The sequence below is a fragment of the Dellaglioa sp. CoH-57-MRSF-21 genome, from assembly GCF_056781915.1.
The window spans coordinates 244,302-261,612 of record NZ_JBXAXU010000003.1 but is presented as its reverse complement, the minus strand read 5'-3'; the positions used below and the strand labels follow the sequence as shown (position 1 = coordinate 261,612).

Annotated in this window: 15 protein-coding genes; 2 read left to right on the top strand and 13 right to left on the bottom strand. The window is 35.5% G+C overall.

Annotated features, from left to right (window positions below; translation table 11 throughout):
• Positions 1-100: 100 nt before the first annotated feature.
• Together AC1RPQ_RS04975 and AC1RPQ_RS04970 are read right to left on the bottom strand one after the other, a co-directional pair.
• Entirely contained in the window at positions 101-838 is a 738-nt protein-coding gene (locus AC1RPQ_RS04975) for an amino acid ABC transporter ATP-binding protein (protein WP_481761438.1), read from the bottom strand.
• A complete protein-coding gene (locus AC1RPQ_RS04970; protein WP_481761439.1) occupies positions 838-2,274 on the bottom strand; it encodes an amino acid ABC transporter substrate-binding protein/permease in 1,437 nt (478 codons plus the stop codon). The genes AC1RPQ_RS04975 and AC1RPQ_RS04970 overlap by 1 nt, the downstream gene beginning before the upstream one ends.
• 130 nt (positions 2,275-2,404) lie before the next feature.
• Here AC1RPQ_RS04970 and AC1RPQ_RS04965 point away from each other — a divergent pair, with 130 nt between their 5' ends.
• Complete coding sequence (locus tag AC1RPQ_RS04965; RefSeq protein WP_481761624.1) at positions 2,405-2,968, top strand: GNAT family N-acetyltransferase; 564 nt, start codon at positions 2,405-2,407, stop codon at positions 2,966-2,968.
• Positions 2,969-3,020: 52 nt separating this feature from the next.
• On the opposite strand, the gene AC1RPQ_RS04960 is transcribed toward AC1RPQ_RS04965, so the two are convergent.
• Positions 3,021-4,097, bottom strand: a complete 1,077-nt coding sequence (locus AC1RPQ_RS04960; RefSeq protein WP_481761440.1) for a 3D domain-containing protein — start codon at positions 4,095-4,097, stop codon at positions 3,021-3,023.
• A 237-nt stretch (positions 4,098-4,334) separates the two neighbouring features.
• Here AC1RPQ_RS04960 and AC1RPQ_RS04955 point away from each other — a divergent pair, with 237 nt between their 5' ends.
• Positions 4,335-5,966 (top strand): ABC-F family ATP-binding cassette domain-containing protein, encoded by a 1,632-nt coding sequence (locus AC1RPQ_RS04955; RefSeq protein ID WP_409022227.1) that lies wholly within the window; start codon positions 4,335-4,337, stop codon positions 5,964-5,966.
• 49 nt (positions 5,967-6,015) lie between these two features.
• Here AC1RPQ_RS04955 and smpB read toward each other — a convergent pair whose 3' ends face one another.
• The 10 genes from smpB to AC1RPQ_RS04905 form a co-directional block, all read right to left on the bottom strand.
• Positions 6,016-6,483 carry an SsrA-binding protein SmpB gene (gene smpB / locus AC1RPQ_RS04950; RefSeq protein WP_481761441.1) on the bottom strand — a complete coding sequence of 156 codons (468 nt, stop codon included), beginning with the start codon at positions 6,481-6,483 and terminating at the stop codon, positions 6,016-6,018.
• 17 nt (positions 6,484-6,500) lie between these two features.
• The gene (gene rnr / locus AC1RPQ_RS04945) at positions 6,501-8,852 is read right to left on the bottom strand and encodes a ribonuclease R (RefSeq protein WP_481761442.1); all 2,352 of its coding nucleotides are present in this window, start codon (positions 8,850-8,852) and stop codon (positions 6,501-6,503) included.
• Between the two features lie 118 nt (positions 8,853-8,970).
• A complete protein-coding gene (secG, locus tag AC1RPQ_RS04940; protein ID WP_409022224.1) occupies positions 8,971-9,216 on the bottom strand; it encodes a preprotein translocase subunit SecG in 246 nt (81 codons plus the stop codon).
• Between the two features lie 87 nt (positions 9,217-9,303).
• A complete protein-coding gene (locus AC1RPQ_RS04935; RefSeq protein ID WP_481761443.1) occupies positions 9,304-10,851 on the bottom strand; it encodes a ClC family H(+)/Cl(-) exchange transporter in 1,548 nt (515 codons plus the stop codon).
• 134 nt (positions 10,852-10,985) lie between these two features.
• Complete coding sequence (locus AC1RPQ_RS04930) at positions 10,986-11,306, bottom strand: bacteriocin immunity family protein (RefSeq protein ID WP_481761444.1); 321 nt, start codon at positions 11,304-11,306, stop codon at positions 10,986-10,988.
• A gap of 161 nt (positions 11,307-11,467) precedes the next feature.
• Positions 11,468-12,796: a phosphopyruvate hydratase gene (gene eno / locus AC1RPQ_RS04925; protein WP_481761445.1), complete on the bottom strand. Its 1,329-nt coding sequence runs from the start codon at positions 12,794-12,796 to the stop codon at positions 11,468-11,470.
• Between the two features lie 113 nt (positions 12,797-12,909).
• On the bottom strand, positions 12,910-13,665 hold the full coding sequence (tpiA, locus tag AC1RPQ_RS04920; RefSeq protein WP_481761446.1) for a triose-phosphate isomerase: 756 nt from the start codon (positions 13,663-13,665) through the stop codon (positions 12,910-12,912).
• A 54-nt stretch (positions 13,666-13,719) separates the two neighbouring features.
• On the bottom strand, positions 13,720-14,910 hold the full coding sequence (locus AC1RPQ_RS04915) for a phosphoglycerate kinase (RefSeq protein ID WP_409022217.1): 1,191 nt from the start codon (positions 14,908-14,910) through the stop codon (positions 13,720-13,722).
• Positions 14,911-15,015: 105 nt separating this feature from the next.
• Positions 15,016-16,035 carry a type I glyceraldehyde-3-phosphate dehydrogenase gene (gap, locus tag AC1RPQ_RS04910; RefSeq protein ID WP_409022216.1) on the bottom strand — a complete coding sequence of 340 codons (1,020 nt, stop codon included), beginning with the start codon at positions 16,033-16,035 and terminating at the stop codon, positions 15,016-15,018.
• Between the two features lie 60 nt (positions 16,036-16,095).
• Positions 16,096-17,124: a sugar-binding transcriptional regulator gene (locus AC1RPQ_RS04905; RefSeq protein ID WP_481761447.1), complete on the bottom strand. Its 1,029-nt coding sequence runs from the start codon at positions 17,122-17,124 to the stop codon at positions 16,096-16,098.
• Between the last annotated feature and the right edge of the window lie 187 nt (positions 17,125-17,311).

Here is a 17,311-nt window from a genome sequence, read left to right as displayed (position 1 = left end):
AAAAAATCCTAACCACCACGCGAAGTGATTAGGACCTTTTACAATGCTTGCCCCACCAAAAATTAATGAAAGGCCGAAAGATTTAATTAGTTTGCACTTTTTATGCATTTAAAACTTTGTTTAAGAAATCTTTTGTTCTATCATTTTGCGGATTACTAAATATTTCATCTGGTGTACTACTTTCTAAAATGTAACCATCAGCCATAAAGACCACACGATCAGCCACTTCTTTAGCAAAACCCATTTCATGTGTGACAACAACCATTGTCATACCATCCCTCGCAAGTTGTTTCATAACATCTAAAACATCCCCAACCATTTCTGGATCAAGTGCAGACGTTGGTTCATCAAATAACATAATATCTGGTTTCATTGCAAGTGCGCGTGCGATTGCGACACGTTGTTTTTGACCACCAGATAACGAAGCAGGTGCAGCATCTGCTTTATCACTCAAACCAACTTGGGATAAAAGACGTTTTGCTTCCTTAGTTGCTTCTTCTTTTGTTTCTTTTTTTAATTCAACAGGCGCTAAAATAATATTTTCAAGAACGGTTAAATGTGGAAACAAATTAAAATGTTGAAATACCATGCCAATATTTTGACGAACAACATTTAAATCAGTTTTTGGATCACTTATATCATGCCCCTCAATAATAATTGAACCGGAAGTTAAATCTTCTAATTTATTTAAACAACGTAAAAAGGTACTTTTCCCAGAACCGGAAGGTCCAATCATGCAGACAACTTCTTTTTCTGCAACTGAAATATCTAACCCCTTCAAAACTTCATTTGAACCATAGTTTTTTTTCAAATTTTTAACTTGAATTTTAGCTGCCATTATTTAATCTTCCTTTCGACTAAATTAGATAACCACGTTAATAACGTTATGATAACGAGATAAATCACCGCGATAATCAACCACATCTTGAATCCTTCAAGGTTTCTTGCGATTATAATCTTACCTGTTTGCGTTAATTCTAAAATACCGATAACAGATAAAATTGACGTATCTTTCAACGTAATAATAAATTGATTAATAAATGATGGAATCATAATCTTAATTCCTTGTGGCATAATGACTTTCATCATTGCTTTTCCATAAGGTAATCCTAGACTACGAGCAGCTTCCATTTGGCCATTATCAACAGCCTTAATCCCACCTTTAACAAAGGCCGCTGTATACGCACCTTCATTTAACGTTAAGGTTATAATACCTGCCACAAATGCTGGAATCTTGCTCCCGGTTAAATTAGGAATACCAATGTAGATAAAGAAGGCCAATACAATTAGCGGTAGGCCACGGAAAATGTAAATTAATGTACTTGAAAGCCCATTAAGCCATTTATTTGGCGCAACACCCATCATACCTAAAATAATCCCTAAAACTGTTGCACAAACAATAGCCACAATTGTTAATAACATTGTTTGTTTAAATCCTTCTAATAATGAGCCACTATTTGTTTTCAATAAACCTAAAATTGTTCGAGAATTTTTAGAGTTAGCATTTTTTGCGTTCGTTCCAGTGTACTTATCAACAATCTTTTTATATTCACCGTTAGCTTTAAGTTTCTTTAGCCCGGCATTAAATTTTGTTATTAATTCTTTATTTTGCCCTTTTTTAACGGCGAATCCATATTCACCTTTTTCATATGTTTTACCAACTACTTTCATTTCAATACCATTCTTAACACCATATGCTAAAACTGGTTTATCATCAAAAGTCGCATCGGAATTTCCTGTCACAACATCGTCATACATGTTACTTGAATCATCAAAAGTTGTTGTTGTAATATTATATTGTTTTTTAATTGAGTTTACGAATTCTCCGGCAGCTGTACCAACTTTAATCGCTACCTTTTTCCCTCTTAAATCATCCAAAGATTTAATTGAACTGTTTTTACCAACAGCCATAGCTACCCCAGCTTCATAATAACTATCTGAGAAATCAAATTTAACACGACGTTCTGGAGTTATCATCATACCAGCCATAACCCCATCAATTTGGTTAGCATCTAATGCTTGAACCGCTGCATTAAACCCTAAGGCTTTAATATCAACTTTAAATCCTTCCTCTTTAGCAATGGCTCGCATTATATCCATATCAATACCAACATATGATTTACCATCTTCTGCTTGATATTCAAATGGTGCATAAGTTACATCAGTCCCGATTGTATACGTCTTTTCTGCTGCATTTACTTGATTACTATGTAAAAATAATAAAAATACACATGCGACCATGATTGACATGATCATTGACTGCCATTTTTTCATAATATCCTCCCCAAAACATTTTGATGTAACATAATATAACATATCTACACTTAGCAAGCAATTTAGTTGTTTTGACAATTATTTAAGTACCCTATACACTAGAGATATTCAGGAAAGGATGGTTTATATGATTATTAGAAGAGCAACAAAAAAAGATGCACACGAGGTCGTTCCTTTAGTGAATATTATTTTAGAAGATATGGAAATTCCTATTCTTCAAGAAATTCCATTACCCGACCTATTCAAAGTGCTAGAGCTTGCATTTGAAACAGAAGACTACCGTTACAGCTACGGTCGTGTTCAAATTGCCGATATTGATGGTAAGGTTGCTGGGATAGCATTTGGTTATCCGGATGAAGATGAAGACCATCTTGATCTTGCTATGAATCAATTTTTCCCACAAATTGGTTTACCTGAAACAACTGAACTCTTTCCAGACTCAGAAGTTTATCCAAATGAATGGTACCTTGATACCCTTGCTGTTTCACCAGATTTCCAAGGACAAGGCATCGGCACAAAACTTCTAGAGTCTCTTCCCGAGATTGCCCGTGCAGCTGGAAAAACAAAGATTGGCTTAAACGTCGACTTTGCAAATCCTAAAGCAGAAAAGTTATACACAAAAATGGGCTTTAAAACTGTTGGTAACATGATTATTAGTGGTCATGACTATCATCATATGCAAAAAGATATTTAAATAAATAAAAAGGTCTGCTAAAAATAAATTTAGCAGACCTTTTTTCATATCTTTATTCTAAAACTTTTACAGTAACTGTCTTTTTACCCCATGTGTAACATCTTGCATTTGAGATAAAATGCACATCAATTCGGTTTCCTTTAATTGCTGAACCTGTATCGCCAGCAATCGCAACACCATAACCAGATACCCAGACAACAGTTCCTAGCGGAATAACTGAAGGATCCACAGCAATTTGTTGTGGATTAGTTAACAAACTTAACCCATATGATCCATGAGTTCCCATCCCTGGTGCATTTGTTGAATAAGCCGTTGCGACCATTTGTAACGTTTTCTTAGTTGATTTGCCAGAAGTATCGTTGCTTGCTTTTTGGTCAGTACTTCCTTTTTTATCTGATGAATCATCACTTTCAGCCTTTTTAGCTGCTTCTTTTTTAGCAGCTGCTGCTGCCTTAGCATCAGCTTTAGCCTTTGCTTCTCTTGCTTTTTTTGATAACTCAGCATCTTTAGCCTTTGTTACTTTGGCTAAATCTTTCTTTGCGTCACCTAAAGTATCTTTTAACGCTGCTAATTGTTTATTCATTTCTTTTGTTTCTTGTTTTGTTTCAGATTGTTTTAATTTCAATGATTTTTGTTCAGATTCCAAATGCGCTTTAGCATCTTCCATGGTTTTGATATTAGACGCAACATCTTTCATCGTTTTGTTATCAGCAGATTGTAAAACAGAAACTGCGTAAACACGGCTAATAAAATCACCAGCATTCTTTGCTTCAAGAATAGCCGTTACCATTTTACTACTTGAATCATTAACTTGTAGACTTCTTAATCTATCTTTAGCATTTTCAATACGTGTATCTAATTGTTTTTGTTCATTACCAATTGATTTATCTTGTGAACCAATTTTCTTTTCTTTATCAGAAATTTCTTGATTTAATTTATCAATTTTTGCATACTCATCATTAATACTCGTTAATGACTTTGAAATTTTTGAATTAGCAGTTGTTACTTTCTCTTGTGCAGCTGATTCTTGTTTTTTTAAATCACTGATAGATGTTGCACTAACAGAAACCGAACCACCTAATAAGCAAAGTATAACTGCCGTAAAACCAATAATATTTCTAATTTTCAAAATAATACTCCTTTTTGTAAATAACTTTATTACCCATTTCTAGAGTATATCGAACCGACAAGTCAGACATGTGTCAGGCATATTACAAAACATCACTCATATTACAACTCTATGACTAACGTACCCTCATTTTCAGAAATAATCATTTTATTTGAGTTCATTTTCAAAACCGTTTCATTTTGAGCCTGAAATATGCTATGATATGTAGATTATACAAACGAATAGTGAGGGTATTAAATGATAACTGTAAGTAATGTAAGTTTAAGTTTTTCAGACCGTAAGTTATACGATGACGTTAATTTAAAATTCACGCCTGGTAATTGTTACGGACTAATCGGTGCTAATGGCGCTGGTAAATCAACATTTTTAAAGATTTTATCTGGTGAAATAACACCAAGTACAGGTAAAATTTCATTAGATCCAAATGAACGTATGACAATGCTACAACAAAATCATTATGGCTTCGAAGAATATACTGTTCTTGAAACAGTCATTATGGGTTACAAAGAACTCTATGCTGTTATGGAAGCAAAAGATGCTATTTATGCAAAAGCTGATTTTTCTGATGAAGATGGTATCAAAGTTGCTGAACTAGAATCTGACTTTGCTGAAATGAATGGTTGGGAAGCTGAATCAGAAGCTTCAACTCTTTTACAAGGCTTAGGCTTCGCTGAAGATATGCAAAATAAAAAGATGAGCGAACTAACAGAAAGTCAAAAAGTTAAGATTTTGCTTGCACAAGCACTTTTTGGTAATCCTGATGTTCTCTTACTTGATGAACCTACTAATGGGTTAGACATCAAATCAATTAACTGGTTAGAAGATTTCTTAATTAACTTCTCAAATACCGTTATTGTTGTTTCTCATGATAGACATTTCTTAAATAATGTCTGCACCCACATGTGTGATGTTGATTTTGGTAAAATCAAATTATTCGTTGGTAATTACGACTTCTGGATGGAATCAAGTGCCTTAGCTTCAAAACTTGCAAATGATTCTAACGATAAAAAAGAAGCTAAAATCAAAGAATTACAAGATTTCGTTGCACGATTCAGTGCTAACGCTTCTAAATCTAAACAAGCAACTTCTCGTAAGAAAATGCTTGAAAAAATCACACTTGATGATATTCAACCTTCATCACGTCGCTACCCATTCATTAACTTTGAAATCGACCGTGAAATTGGTAATGATTTATTATCAGTTAGTGGCGTTTCAAAAACAATTGATGGCGTAAAAGTTTTAGATAATATCTCATTTAGTTTAGGCAAAGATGATAAAACAGCCTTTACAAGTGAAACTGATATTGCTGTTACAACATTAATTAGAATTCTTTCTGGTGAATTAGAACCAGATACAGGTACAGTTCAATGGGGTGTAACAACATCACAAGCTTACCTTGCTAAAGATAATAACGACCAATTCGCTGATGAACATTTAACAATTATCGATTGGTTACGTCAATTTGCTTCTAAAGCAGAAAGTGATAACACTTTCTTGCGTGGATTCTTAGGTCGTATGTTATTTTCTGGTGAAGAAGTCGATAAAGAAGTTGGCGTCTTATCCGGTGGAGAAAAAGTTCGTTGTATGTTATCAAAAATGATGTTAACAAGAAACAACGTTCTTTTACTTGATGATCCTACTAACCATTTAGATTTGGAATCAATTACTTCATTGAATGAAGGTCTTTCAAATTATAAGAGTGCTCTATTATTCGGCTCTCATGATCGTGAGTTCATTCAAACAATCGCTAACCGTATCATCGAAGTAACACCAAACGGTCTTGTTGATCGAGCAGATACTACTTATGATGAATTCTTAGAAAATAAAGATGTTCAAGATCAAATTGCTGGTCTTTACAAACAAGCTTAATAACTAAAAAGGAAGCAACCAATTTCAAAATTGGTTGCTTCCTTTTTTATTAGTAATTTTTAAGTACGCGTTGAATTTGGCGTTCCTGATCTCGACGTTTAATTGTTTCACGTTTATCGTAATCATTCTTCCCTTTTGCAACACCGATTAGTACTTTTGCAAAGCCGTTTTTAATGTACACTTTCAAAGGGACAATTGTAACACCCTTATTTTTAGTTGCTTCATCAAATTGAGCTATTTGTTTTCTATGCAATAATAATTTACGATTTCGAAGTGGATCATGATTGAATTGATTTCCTTGATCATACGTTGAAATATGAACATTCATCAGCCAAGCTTCACCATTTCTAATTTGCGCAAATCCATCTTTTAGATTAATACGACTATTTCGAACGGATTTAATCTCAGTACCTGTTAAAACGACACCAGCCTCAACCGTATCTTCAATGTTATAACTGTGTCTTGCTTTTTTATTCTGGGCTAAGGGTTTATCAAAAGATGACTTTTCTTTTCGCAATCTTAATCCCCCCGATATTATTTTTGACGTGTATTATTTTTTCTTGGTGCTGTGTTTTTATTAGCTGATTTGTAGAATGGTTTCTTTCCATTACTATTTCCAGCAGCTGGTTTACCATTACGGTTATAAGGTTTCTTGTCTCCTGGACGACCATTACCTGGACGTTTGAAGTTTCCACCTTTACCTCGTAAATCAGAAGTTGGTGTGTTTTGTGGATTAACAATTTCAAAATCAATCGCACTTTGCTCAATATCAACTTTAGCAACTTTTACTTCGATTGGTTGACCAATTCTGAAAGTTCTCTTGGTTCTCTTACCTACTAATGCCATATGCATATCTAAATATTCATAATAGTCATCCTTCATATTACTAATATGAACAAGACCTTCAACAGTATTTGGTAATGAAACGAAGACACCAAACTTCATAACTGAGCTAACAACACCTTCAAAGGTTTCACCAACATGATCAGCCATGTATTCAGCTTTTTTCATTGCGTCAGTATCACGTTCGGCATCAATTGCGCGACGTTCCATTTGTGATGTATGTGTTGTAAGTTCAGGTAATTGTTCAGCATATTTTTCTTTTTGAGTGTCCCCAATACCATTTTCTTCGTAGAAACGAATTAAACGATGAACCATCAAATCAGGGTAACGTCTAATTGGTGACGTAAAATGCGTATAATCAGTAGCAGCTAAACCAAAGTGACCTAATGATTCATCAGTATATTTAGCTTGTTGCATACTTCTAAGTAACATAACAGAAACCATTGATTCTTCAGGTTTACCAGCTACTTCTTTTAAAACACCTTGTAACATTTTAGGTGTTACATTCTTACTATCACCTTTAACAACGATACCAAAACTGGTTAAAGTTTCGAAGAAACGCATTACTTTTTCATTCTTAGGTGTTTCATGCACACGGTAAACAAAAGGTACTTTTAATTTATCGTAATGAGCTGCAACAGTTTCATTTGCAGCTAACATAAATGATTCAACTAAACGTTCACTTGTTCCACGAGTTCTAATTTGAATATCAATTGGGTGACCCGCTTCATCAACGATAATCTTAGATTCATTATCATCAAAACTAATTGCACCACGTTTTTTACGCATTTTTTCAAGAATTTTGTGTAATTCGCCCATTGTTTCAAACATTGGGACCAATTCTTCATATTTAGCTTTCGTCTTTGCATCATCTGATTCAAGAATCTTGTTAATGGCTTTGTAAGTCATACGTTCTGTCGTTTTAATCACACTTTGGAAGATTTTGTGGTTAACAACATAACCTTCTGGTGTAATTTCCATTTCACAACTCATAGCAAGGCGTTCAACTTTTGGATTCAATGAACAAATACCATTTGATAATTTGTGAGGCAACATTGGAATAACACGGTCAGTTAAATAAACACTCGTTCCACGTTCGTATGCTTCACGATCAAGTGGTGTGCCTGGTTGGACATAATGCGAAACATCAGCAATATGCACACCTAAATGGTAGTTCCCGTTATCAAGTTTCCAGGCAGTAACAGCATCATCTAAATCCTTAGAATCAATACTATCAATTGTTACCAATGTTTGGTCCGTTAAATCAACACGGCCAATTTTTTCTTCTGGTAGCACAACTTCTGGAGTTGCTTCAGCTTGAGCCATAACATCTTCAGGAAATTCACTAGGAATATCATGTTGATAAACAACTTGTAAAATATCCATACCTGGATCGTCTTTGTTACCCACAACTTCTTTAACCAATGTTTCAATAACTAATGGTTTTTCACTTGTTGGGTAAGCAGTAATATCAGCTGTAATAACTTCTCCGGCAACTGGATGTAAACCAACCCCTGTTACCAATAAGTTATAACGTTGTAATTTCTTGTTTTTAACAACTAAATGGCCAATTATTCCTGAATTTTCAAGGTCAGATGGTTCAACTTCAAATTCACCAACAATTGATGTTACATTATGTTCAACAATTTTATTAACTTTACCTTCAGGACCACGGTCATCCCCAGGTTTAGCAGCACTTGTAATCTCAATCTCAACACTATCACCATTTAAGGCAGACATTGTTTGTGTTGGATTAACGAAAACATCAGGTTGTTCTGGATCAATCGTAACGAATCCAAATCCACGATCATTTGCATGAAAAATACCCACTAATTGTGGTGTTTGAAGTGCAATTTGAAATTTGCCTTCTGATGTAATTTTCACTTCACGTTTACGTTCCATTTCAGCAAGTGTTTTAACAAGTTCTTTGAACGCATCCTGGCCTTCTAATTTAAGGGCAGCTGTTAATTCTTCAACACTGAAAGATTCATTTTCTTTAATTTTTAGTTCTTTTAATATAAGTTCTTGCATCTTTTTATCCATGTATACCTCGTTTTCATATTCGTATTTGCGTTACATTTATTTATTATTAATTTTATTTTATTTCTAAATAAAAGCCTCCTGCTGCAACAATTGTTTGCACAGGAGGCTTTCTTTATTATTATTTTGAGGCCAAATAGACAAGTCCTAGAGCTAGACAGAAAAATAAAACGCCCAAGACAAAGGTTACTTTTTGCATAAATGCTTCGAATCCACGTGGTTTTTGTTTGCTAAATAAATCGTCAGCACCACCACCGCCACCAGATAAAGCACCTGAAGCGTTATTTGTTTTTGCAGGTTGCATCATAACAGCGATAATCATTAAGACTGAAACGATGATAATTAAAATTGTTAGTATGTTAGTCAAATCATTTACCTCCTTAACCCAATTACGTAATCTATATCTATACTAATTTAGCACAGTTTGCATTAATTTTCCACCGTTATTATTTTATTAAAGTGATTCAAATCCGGATAATGTATCCATTTCTGTCTTAAGTTTAGGTCGATTTTGGTGCTCAGTCAAAAGAACTAATGTATCTCCTGCTTTTAAAACCGTCACACCATGTGGAATTAATTGCTTTTCACCACGTCTAACCGTGATTAATAAGCTATTTTCAGGCCAAACTACTTCTGAAACTTTTTTATTTTCTAAATTTGATCCAGCAAAAATAGGCGTCTCAAGTCGGTCCTTTTTACCGCCCAAATCAATTTCATTTTGACCAATTAATTTTTTAAGTAAAGAATCGTAGATAGGTGCGCCGCCTAAAATATCAATAACTAAAAATGAAACTAATGAAATAATGGCTAGTGGCATTAAGTGATGTAAACTACCCACCATTTCCGTAACTAATAAAATAGCTGTAAAAGGTGCTTTACCAATTCCAGCAAAGTACCCGGCCATTCCAAAAATAATAAAATCAGTTATATATTTAGCTGGTAACAACCCTAACATTATCATAACAGTTGCATACCCAGCGCCAATAATAGCGCCTAATGTTAGAATAGGCAGAAAAATACCACCTGGTAATCCAGAACCATAGGATATCATTGAAAAGATAAATCTTAAAAGAAAGAGTCCCAATAAAACGGTCAATGATTTACTTTGAACTAGACTTAAAATAATCTCATTACCGCCACCTAAAGTTTGTGGTAAGTATAATCCAATCGGAATAACTAAAATAAAAGGGACAATTGAGCGATAAAAAATCGGAATTTTATGTAGAATATTATATAAATCAGTCGATTTAAGTAATACGTTTTGATACAGATAGCCTAGGAGGCCCAAAATAAGCCCTAAAGCAATCAAATGCCAGTATTGTAACAATGATAAGGTCTGAATATCCATCATTTGTAGCGCCGGTTTTAGACCGAAAAAATGCAATGAAATATAATTGGCTGAAATTGAACTAGCTAATGCTGTTGTCCAAATCAACGGTGAAAAATTATGATACACTTCCTCTAATATAAAAAGCGTACTCGCAATTGGTGCATTAAAAGCTGCGGATAGACCTGCAGCGCCACCACCTGCAATCAGAATGCGGCGTTCCGATTCAGTATGTTTAGTCATCTCTGCGAATCCTTGTCCGACTGCTGCACCTAGTTGAATAGATGGGCCTTCACGGCCGAGGAATAGCCCTGATCCAATGCCTAAAACACCACCGATAAATTTTCGCCATAAAACTGACCACCAACGCATTTCAAGATTACCAGCAAGCTGGCCCTCTACTTGCGGAATACCGGATCCCATAATATTTGGCTCTTGCTTCATTAGTGTTCCAATACCTAGTACCATAGCTAGACTCAAAAGAATCATTGGAAACAGTAACCACATATTCTGATTAATTGCCTGGTAAAAATAGATAAAGACTTTAAGCACATAAATAATAGCTAACCTAAATAGACTTACAACGATACCTGTAACGAGCCCAATTAATAGCCCTCTTAAAATAAATATGAGATTAGTTAAATTCAATCGCTCTTTGATACCTTGTTTTGTCATAAAACCATACACACCTCTTCATTCTATTAGTATATGCTAAAATCCAATTATTTGCTGAACTCATTAGTAACAAAAAAAGAATTATTCAACTATTGAATAACTCTTCTTAAAAACTAGCATAATCTAATGATCACTTAAGGATGATAAATCATACTCATAGCTATAAGTCCCCAGCCTAAATTTTTTTTAAATAAACCGGTTGTCGAAATTTCCATATAAAATCGACCAACGTCAGCACTTAACTTTATTTTATTTTTTAAATTACTTACAGCCAATAAGCGCAACGACTCCGCTAAATCAGCGACTGCCTTCTCGAAGTACTGCCCACGCTCAACTTTATTTTTAAAATCAACTAATAAGAGACGTTCCTCATTTGTCGTTTCTTCGTTTAAAATAAGATCATAAACTTTTGATGTTAGATCATCTTGTATTGTAATACGCTCTGATTTTTTCATACACGCTCACATTCCTAACTATAATTTCCAACATCTAAATTATACAACAATAAGTTTTACCTTTCAATATAGTGCGTCCTATTATAATACAAAAAAGGTCCCACCTAAAATCAAATTAGGTAGGACCTTCTTTCAATCAGAAACGCTTAATTCATAAAGAATTATTTGTTAACGATTGTATCGCGAGCATCTGAACTCAAGTTGTAGAATGAGTGGATACCTTTGTATTCTGATGTTTCTTCTAAGTTATCTTCAATTCTCATTAATTGGTTGTACTTAGCGATACGATCAACACGGCTCAATGAACCAGTCTTGATTTGGCCAGCATTAGTTGCAACAACTAAGTCAGCGATAGTTGTATCTTCAGTTTCACCTGAACGATGAGAAACGATAGCTGTATAACCAGCTTCTTTAGCCATTTCGATAGCTTCCATTGTTTCTGTAAGTGTACCGATTTGGTTAACTTTGATAAGGATTGAGTTTGAAACGCCCATTTCGATACCTTTTTTAAGGTAGTCAGTGTTTGTAACAAATAAATCATCCCCAACTAATTGAACTTTGTTGCCCAATTTAGCTGTCATCATCTTCCAGCCTTCCCAATCGTTTTCATCCAAGCCATCTTCAATTGAGATAACTGGGTATTTGTCAACGATTGCTTCAAGGAATTCAACCATTTCTTCAGAAGTATAATCTTGGCCATTTTCGCCTTCATATTGTAATCTATATTTGCCAGTTTCAGCATTGTAGAATTCTGATGAAGCAGCATCAAATGCGATAGCAATATCTTTACCAGGTTTGTAACCGGCACGTTCGATTGCTTCGATTAAGATTTCAAATGGTTCTTCATTGTTCTTAAGATCAGGAGCGAAACCACCTTCATCACCAACAGCAGTAGAGTAGCCTTTTTCAGCTAAAATCTTTTGTAAGTTATGGAATGTTTCTGAACCCATACGTACAGCTTCTTTGATAGAAGGTGCGCCAACAGGCATGATCATGAATTCTTGGAAATCAACACTGTTGTTAGCATGTGATCCACCATTGATAACGTTCATCATAGGAGTTGGAAGGACATGTGCGTTAAATCCGCCTAAGTAACTGTATAAAGGAACTTCTAATTCATCAGCAGCAGCACGAGCAGCAGCAATTGAAACACCTAAAATAGCGTTAGCGCCCAATTTACCTTTGTTTGGTGTACCATCTAATGCGATCATAGCTTTATCAATACCAACTTGATCAGTAACATCATATCCAACAATTTCTTTAACGATAATGTTGTTTACGTTGTCAACAGCTTTAGTAACGCCTAAGCCCATGTAACGAGATTTGTCGCCATCACGTAATTCAACGGCTTCATGTTCACCAGTTGAAGCACCTGAAGGAACAATTCCGCGGCCCATTGCGCCGTCTTCTGTGTAAACTTCAACTTCAACAGTTGGGTTACCGCGTGAATCTAGAACTTCGCGTGCATAAATATCTGTAATCATTGACATAAATTTGTACTCTCCTTTAAAAACGTTTTTTGGCGGGGATACAATAACACCCTTACCATTATTTTAATAGTTTATTGATTCATTTTCAATCTTTTTAACAGCTAAAATACGAATTATGCTTTGAAGTTAACAAGGTCTAAGTATGAAGCAGTTTCCATACTTGCGCCACCAACTAAACCACCATCAATATCGTCTTTACCCATTAATTCTACGACGTTACCAGGTTTAACTGAACCACCGTATTGGATACGAACTTTATCAGCAACTGTTTGGTCATACAAATCAGCAACTGTTTTACGAATTACTGCACAGATTTCTTGTGCTTGGTCAGAAGTAGCTGTTTCACCAGTACCGATAGCCCAGATTGGTTCGTATGCAATAACTGCAAGATTAACTTGTTCAACAGATAAGCCTCTTAATGCAGCAGAAACTTGTCCAGCAACCCATGATTCTGCTTCGCCGGCTTGACGTTGTTCTAACGTTTCACCACAGCAGATAATAGGAACCATACCATTATTGAAAACAGCATGTGCTTTTTTGTTAATATCGTCATCATTTTCGCCGAAGTATTCGCGACGTTCTGAATGACCAATAACAACATAGTCAACACCCATTTCAGAAAGAACTTTTGGTGAAGTTTCACCAGTAAAAGCACCTTCATCTTCAAAGTATGCATTTTCAGCAGCAACTTTTAAGTCAGTACCTTTAGCAGCATCAAGTAATGTTTGTAAATCTACTGCAGGAGCAGCAATAACAGATTCAACATCGTCAAACTTTGGTAATTTACCTTTAAGACCTGCTACGAATTCAGCAGTTTCTTTAGGGCCTTTGTTCATTTTCCAGTTACCAGCAATAATTGGTTTACGCAAAATAATAACTTCCTTTCGTTAATAGACGGTTTCTTACGACAATTTAATTAAAAATTATTTTGTTGTAATAGCAGCAATACCTGGTAAAGTTTTACCTTCAAGGTATTCAAGTGAAGCGCCACCACCAGTAGAAATATGAGTTAATTGATCAGCAACACCTAATTGTTGAACAGCAGCAGTTGAATCACCACCACCAACGATTGTTGTAGCTTCTGATAAAGTACCCAAGAATTTACCGATTTCAAGTGTTCCGTTAGCATAGTTGCTCATTTCGAATACACCCATTGGTCCGTTCCATACAACTGTTTTAGCATCTTTTAAAACATCTTTAAATTCTGCAACAGATTTAGGTCCGATATCCAATGCCATGTAACCGTCAGGAATGTCACCATCAACAGTTTTGTGTTCAACATCGTTATCAAATTTTTCAGCAACGATTGAATCAACTGGTAATACTAATTTGTCGCCAGCTTCTTCAATGATTTGTTTAGCTAAATCAATTTTGTCTGTTTCAACTAATGATGAACCAATCTTCATACCTTTAGCAGCGTAGAAAGTATAAGTCATACCACCACCAACGATAACTTTGTCAGCTTTTTTAAGTAAATGAGAAATAACACCAATCTTATCTGAAACTTTTGCGCCACCTAAGATAGCAACAAATGGACGTTTTGGTTCGTCAACAGCTTCACCTAAGAATTTGATTTCTTTTTCCATTAAGAATCCAGCAGCAGCTTGTTCCATGTTGCTTGAGATTCCAACGTTAGAAGCATGTGCACGATGAGCTGTACCGAAAGCATCATTGACAAACAAGTCGCCAAGTGAAGCCCAGTATTTACCTAATTCAGGATCGTTTTTGCTTTCTTTTTTACCATCTAAATCTTCAAAACGTGTGTTTTCCATTACTAAAACATCGCCGTCTTTCATTGCTGCAATTGCGTCTTCTAATTGAGGACCACGTGTAGCAGGAACAAAAGTAACAGGTTTGTTTAATAAGTTAGATAAACGTTCTGCAACTGGACGTAATGATAATTCTTTTTTGTCTTCTTCAGTCTTAATACGACCAAGATGAGAAAGAAGAATGGCTTTACCACCATTTTCAGTTACATATTTGATAGTTGGTAATGCAGCAACGATACGGTTATCATTACCAATCACACCGTTTTTAATAGGAACATTAAAATCGACACGAATTAAAACTTTTTTGTCATTTACATCTAAATCTGAAACGATTAATTTAGCCATTATAATAGCCTCCTGTGTAATTTTGATTAAATAAAAAGGCAGAGGGAGTATTGCGTCCCTCCGCCTAAGCATAGTTATATGCGGTTTTAAAAAAGTTTAACTAGATTATGCTTCTAAGCTAGCAAATTTTTCTAATGTACGAATCATTTGTGCTGTAAAGCCAGATTCGTTATCGTACCAAGCAACAGTTTTAACCAATTGGTTAGCGCCAGTACCAGTTACTTCAGTTTGTGTTGGGTCAAAGATTGAACCAAAACTTGTACCAATGATATCTGATGAAACGATTTCGTCAGCATTGTAACCAAATGATTCGTTGTTTTCAGTTCTTGCTTTAATAGCAGCATTTACTTCATCAACTGTAAGATCTTTTGATTTCAAGATTGTAACCAATTCTGTCAATGAACCAGTAATAACTGGGACACGTTGTGCATGGCCATTCAATTTACCAACAAGATCAGGGATTACCATACCGATAGCTTTAGCAGCACCAGTAGAATGAGGAATTGTGTTACCTGCAGCAGCGCGTGCAGCACGTAAGTTTCCACCACGGTCAGGACCATCTTGTAATTTTTGTGTAGCTGTGTAAGCATGAACTGTTGTCATTGTACCAACTTCGATACCGAAAGCATCGTTAACAGCGCCAGCAAGTGGTGCTAAACAGTTAGTAGTACATGAACCAGCAGAAGCAATCTTAGTATCTGAAGTTAAAATGTCATCATTTACACCGTAAACGATTGTAGGCATTTTACCAGCAGGAGCTGAGATTAATACACGTTTTGCGCCAGCTTTAATATGAGCTGAAGCTTTTTCTTCTGATGCGTAAAAACCAGTTGATTCTAATACGATATCAACATTATTGTTTTTAACCCAAGGAATATTTGATGCATCTGCTTCTGCATATACAGGAATTTCCTTACCATTAACAACAATACCATTATCTGTTGCGCTAACTTCTGCGTCGAAGTTACCATGGGCTGTATCATATTTTAATAAATGAGCCAACATTGATGGAGAAGTTAAATCGTTGATTGCTACAACTTCGATGTTATCTGAAACTTCAGCAATACGACGGAAAGCTAAACGACCAATACGGCCAAAACCGTTAATACCAACTTTTACTGACATACTTAAATTTCCTCCTTTAGGAAATGAAGATTTATTTATTTTAAAAAGCGTGTTTGCACACTACTTTTTTAAAATCGAGTTTGCGGCACCCTCATCCGTGATTAACCACGTCTGTTTAGGTGCAAGTTTCATGTATGCCACAATTGCTTCGGCCTTAGAATGGCCACCTGCAACTGCGAAAATACATTTTATGTGCGTGAGATCCTCTATTTGTAAACCGATACGAGGAATCCTATAAACGACCTTGCCTTGAGCATCAAAGAAATATCCGAATGCCTCACCTACAGCTTTGTCCTCTTTCAACATGTCTATTATACCACTAGACATGTCACGACGCTTAGCCATATGCATTGCTTCTCCAATACTGTGAATTACAGCATTGCTTTCCTTGATTAAGTTCAAAACTTCTTGAATGCTCGGTTCTTCAAGAAGAGGCTCGTACGTTTTCTCACTTAGTTGTTCAGGTACATACAAGGCTCTATGTTTGCCGCCTGTGTGTAATGCCATCTTACCACTAATCGAGTTGGCTTGTATATCTACTGATTCACCAACACCACCTCTGGCTGGTAAAAAAGTTAAATCGCGCTTAATTGAAAGACGTGTTGTCAACTGATCAGCTACTTGAGCCATCGTTGTGCCACCCATTACCGCAATTAAATTTTTACCTTCTGGCAATAAGAGTGCTAACTTAGCAGCTAGACTCTTACCCATTGACTCTAAAACTTTAGGTTGTTCATCGGAATCGCCTGATACAATCAAACAATGTTCAATGCCTAAAATTCGACTCAACTCTTGTTCATCCTGTCGAACACCAACTAAATTATCCATCACTTTTTCAAGGCCATGTAGTACTGATATACCTCTATCCGTTAGCGTCATTCCTGACTTACCAACGACGATAAGTTCTTGCTTACGCAGAAAATCTGTTTCGGTTCTCATAACGCGTTCGCTTAGATTTAAAGTTGCTGCCAACATTCTGCGACCAACAGGCATCATCCATTCAATCTGTCTTAAAACAAAATATCTTTGTTTTAAAACTTTAATCATGTCTGGTGCAATTGCTTCGATCCACTCTAATTCATGATGCATACTGCACCTGCTCTCTTATGGGGCATTATTTGTCCCACAGTGTCGCATTATGACCCATTAATTCTAAAAAAACAAAGCACGATAACATTCTGCATTAATCAAAGTGTCTTCATACCTTTATTACAAGACAAATTATATCAGGTTGTTTCATACTTTGCAAGCACTTCAAACGACTATCTGCCATGTC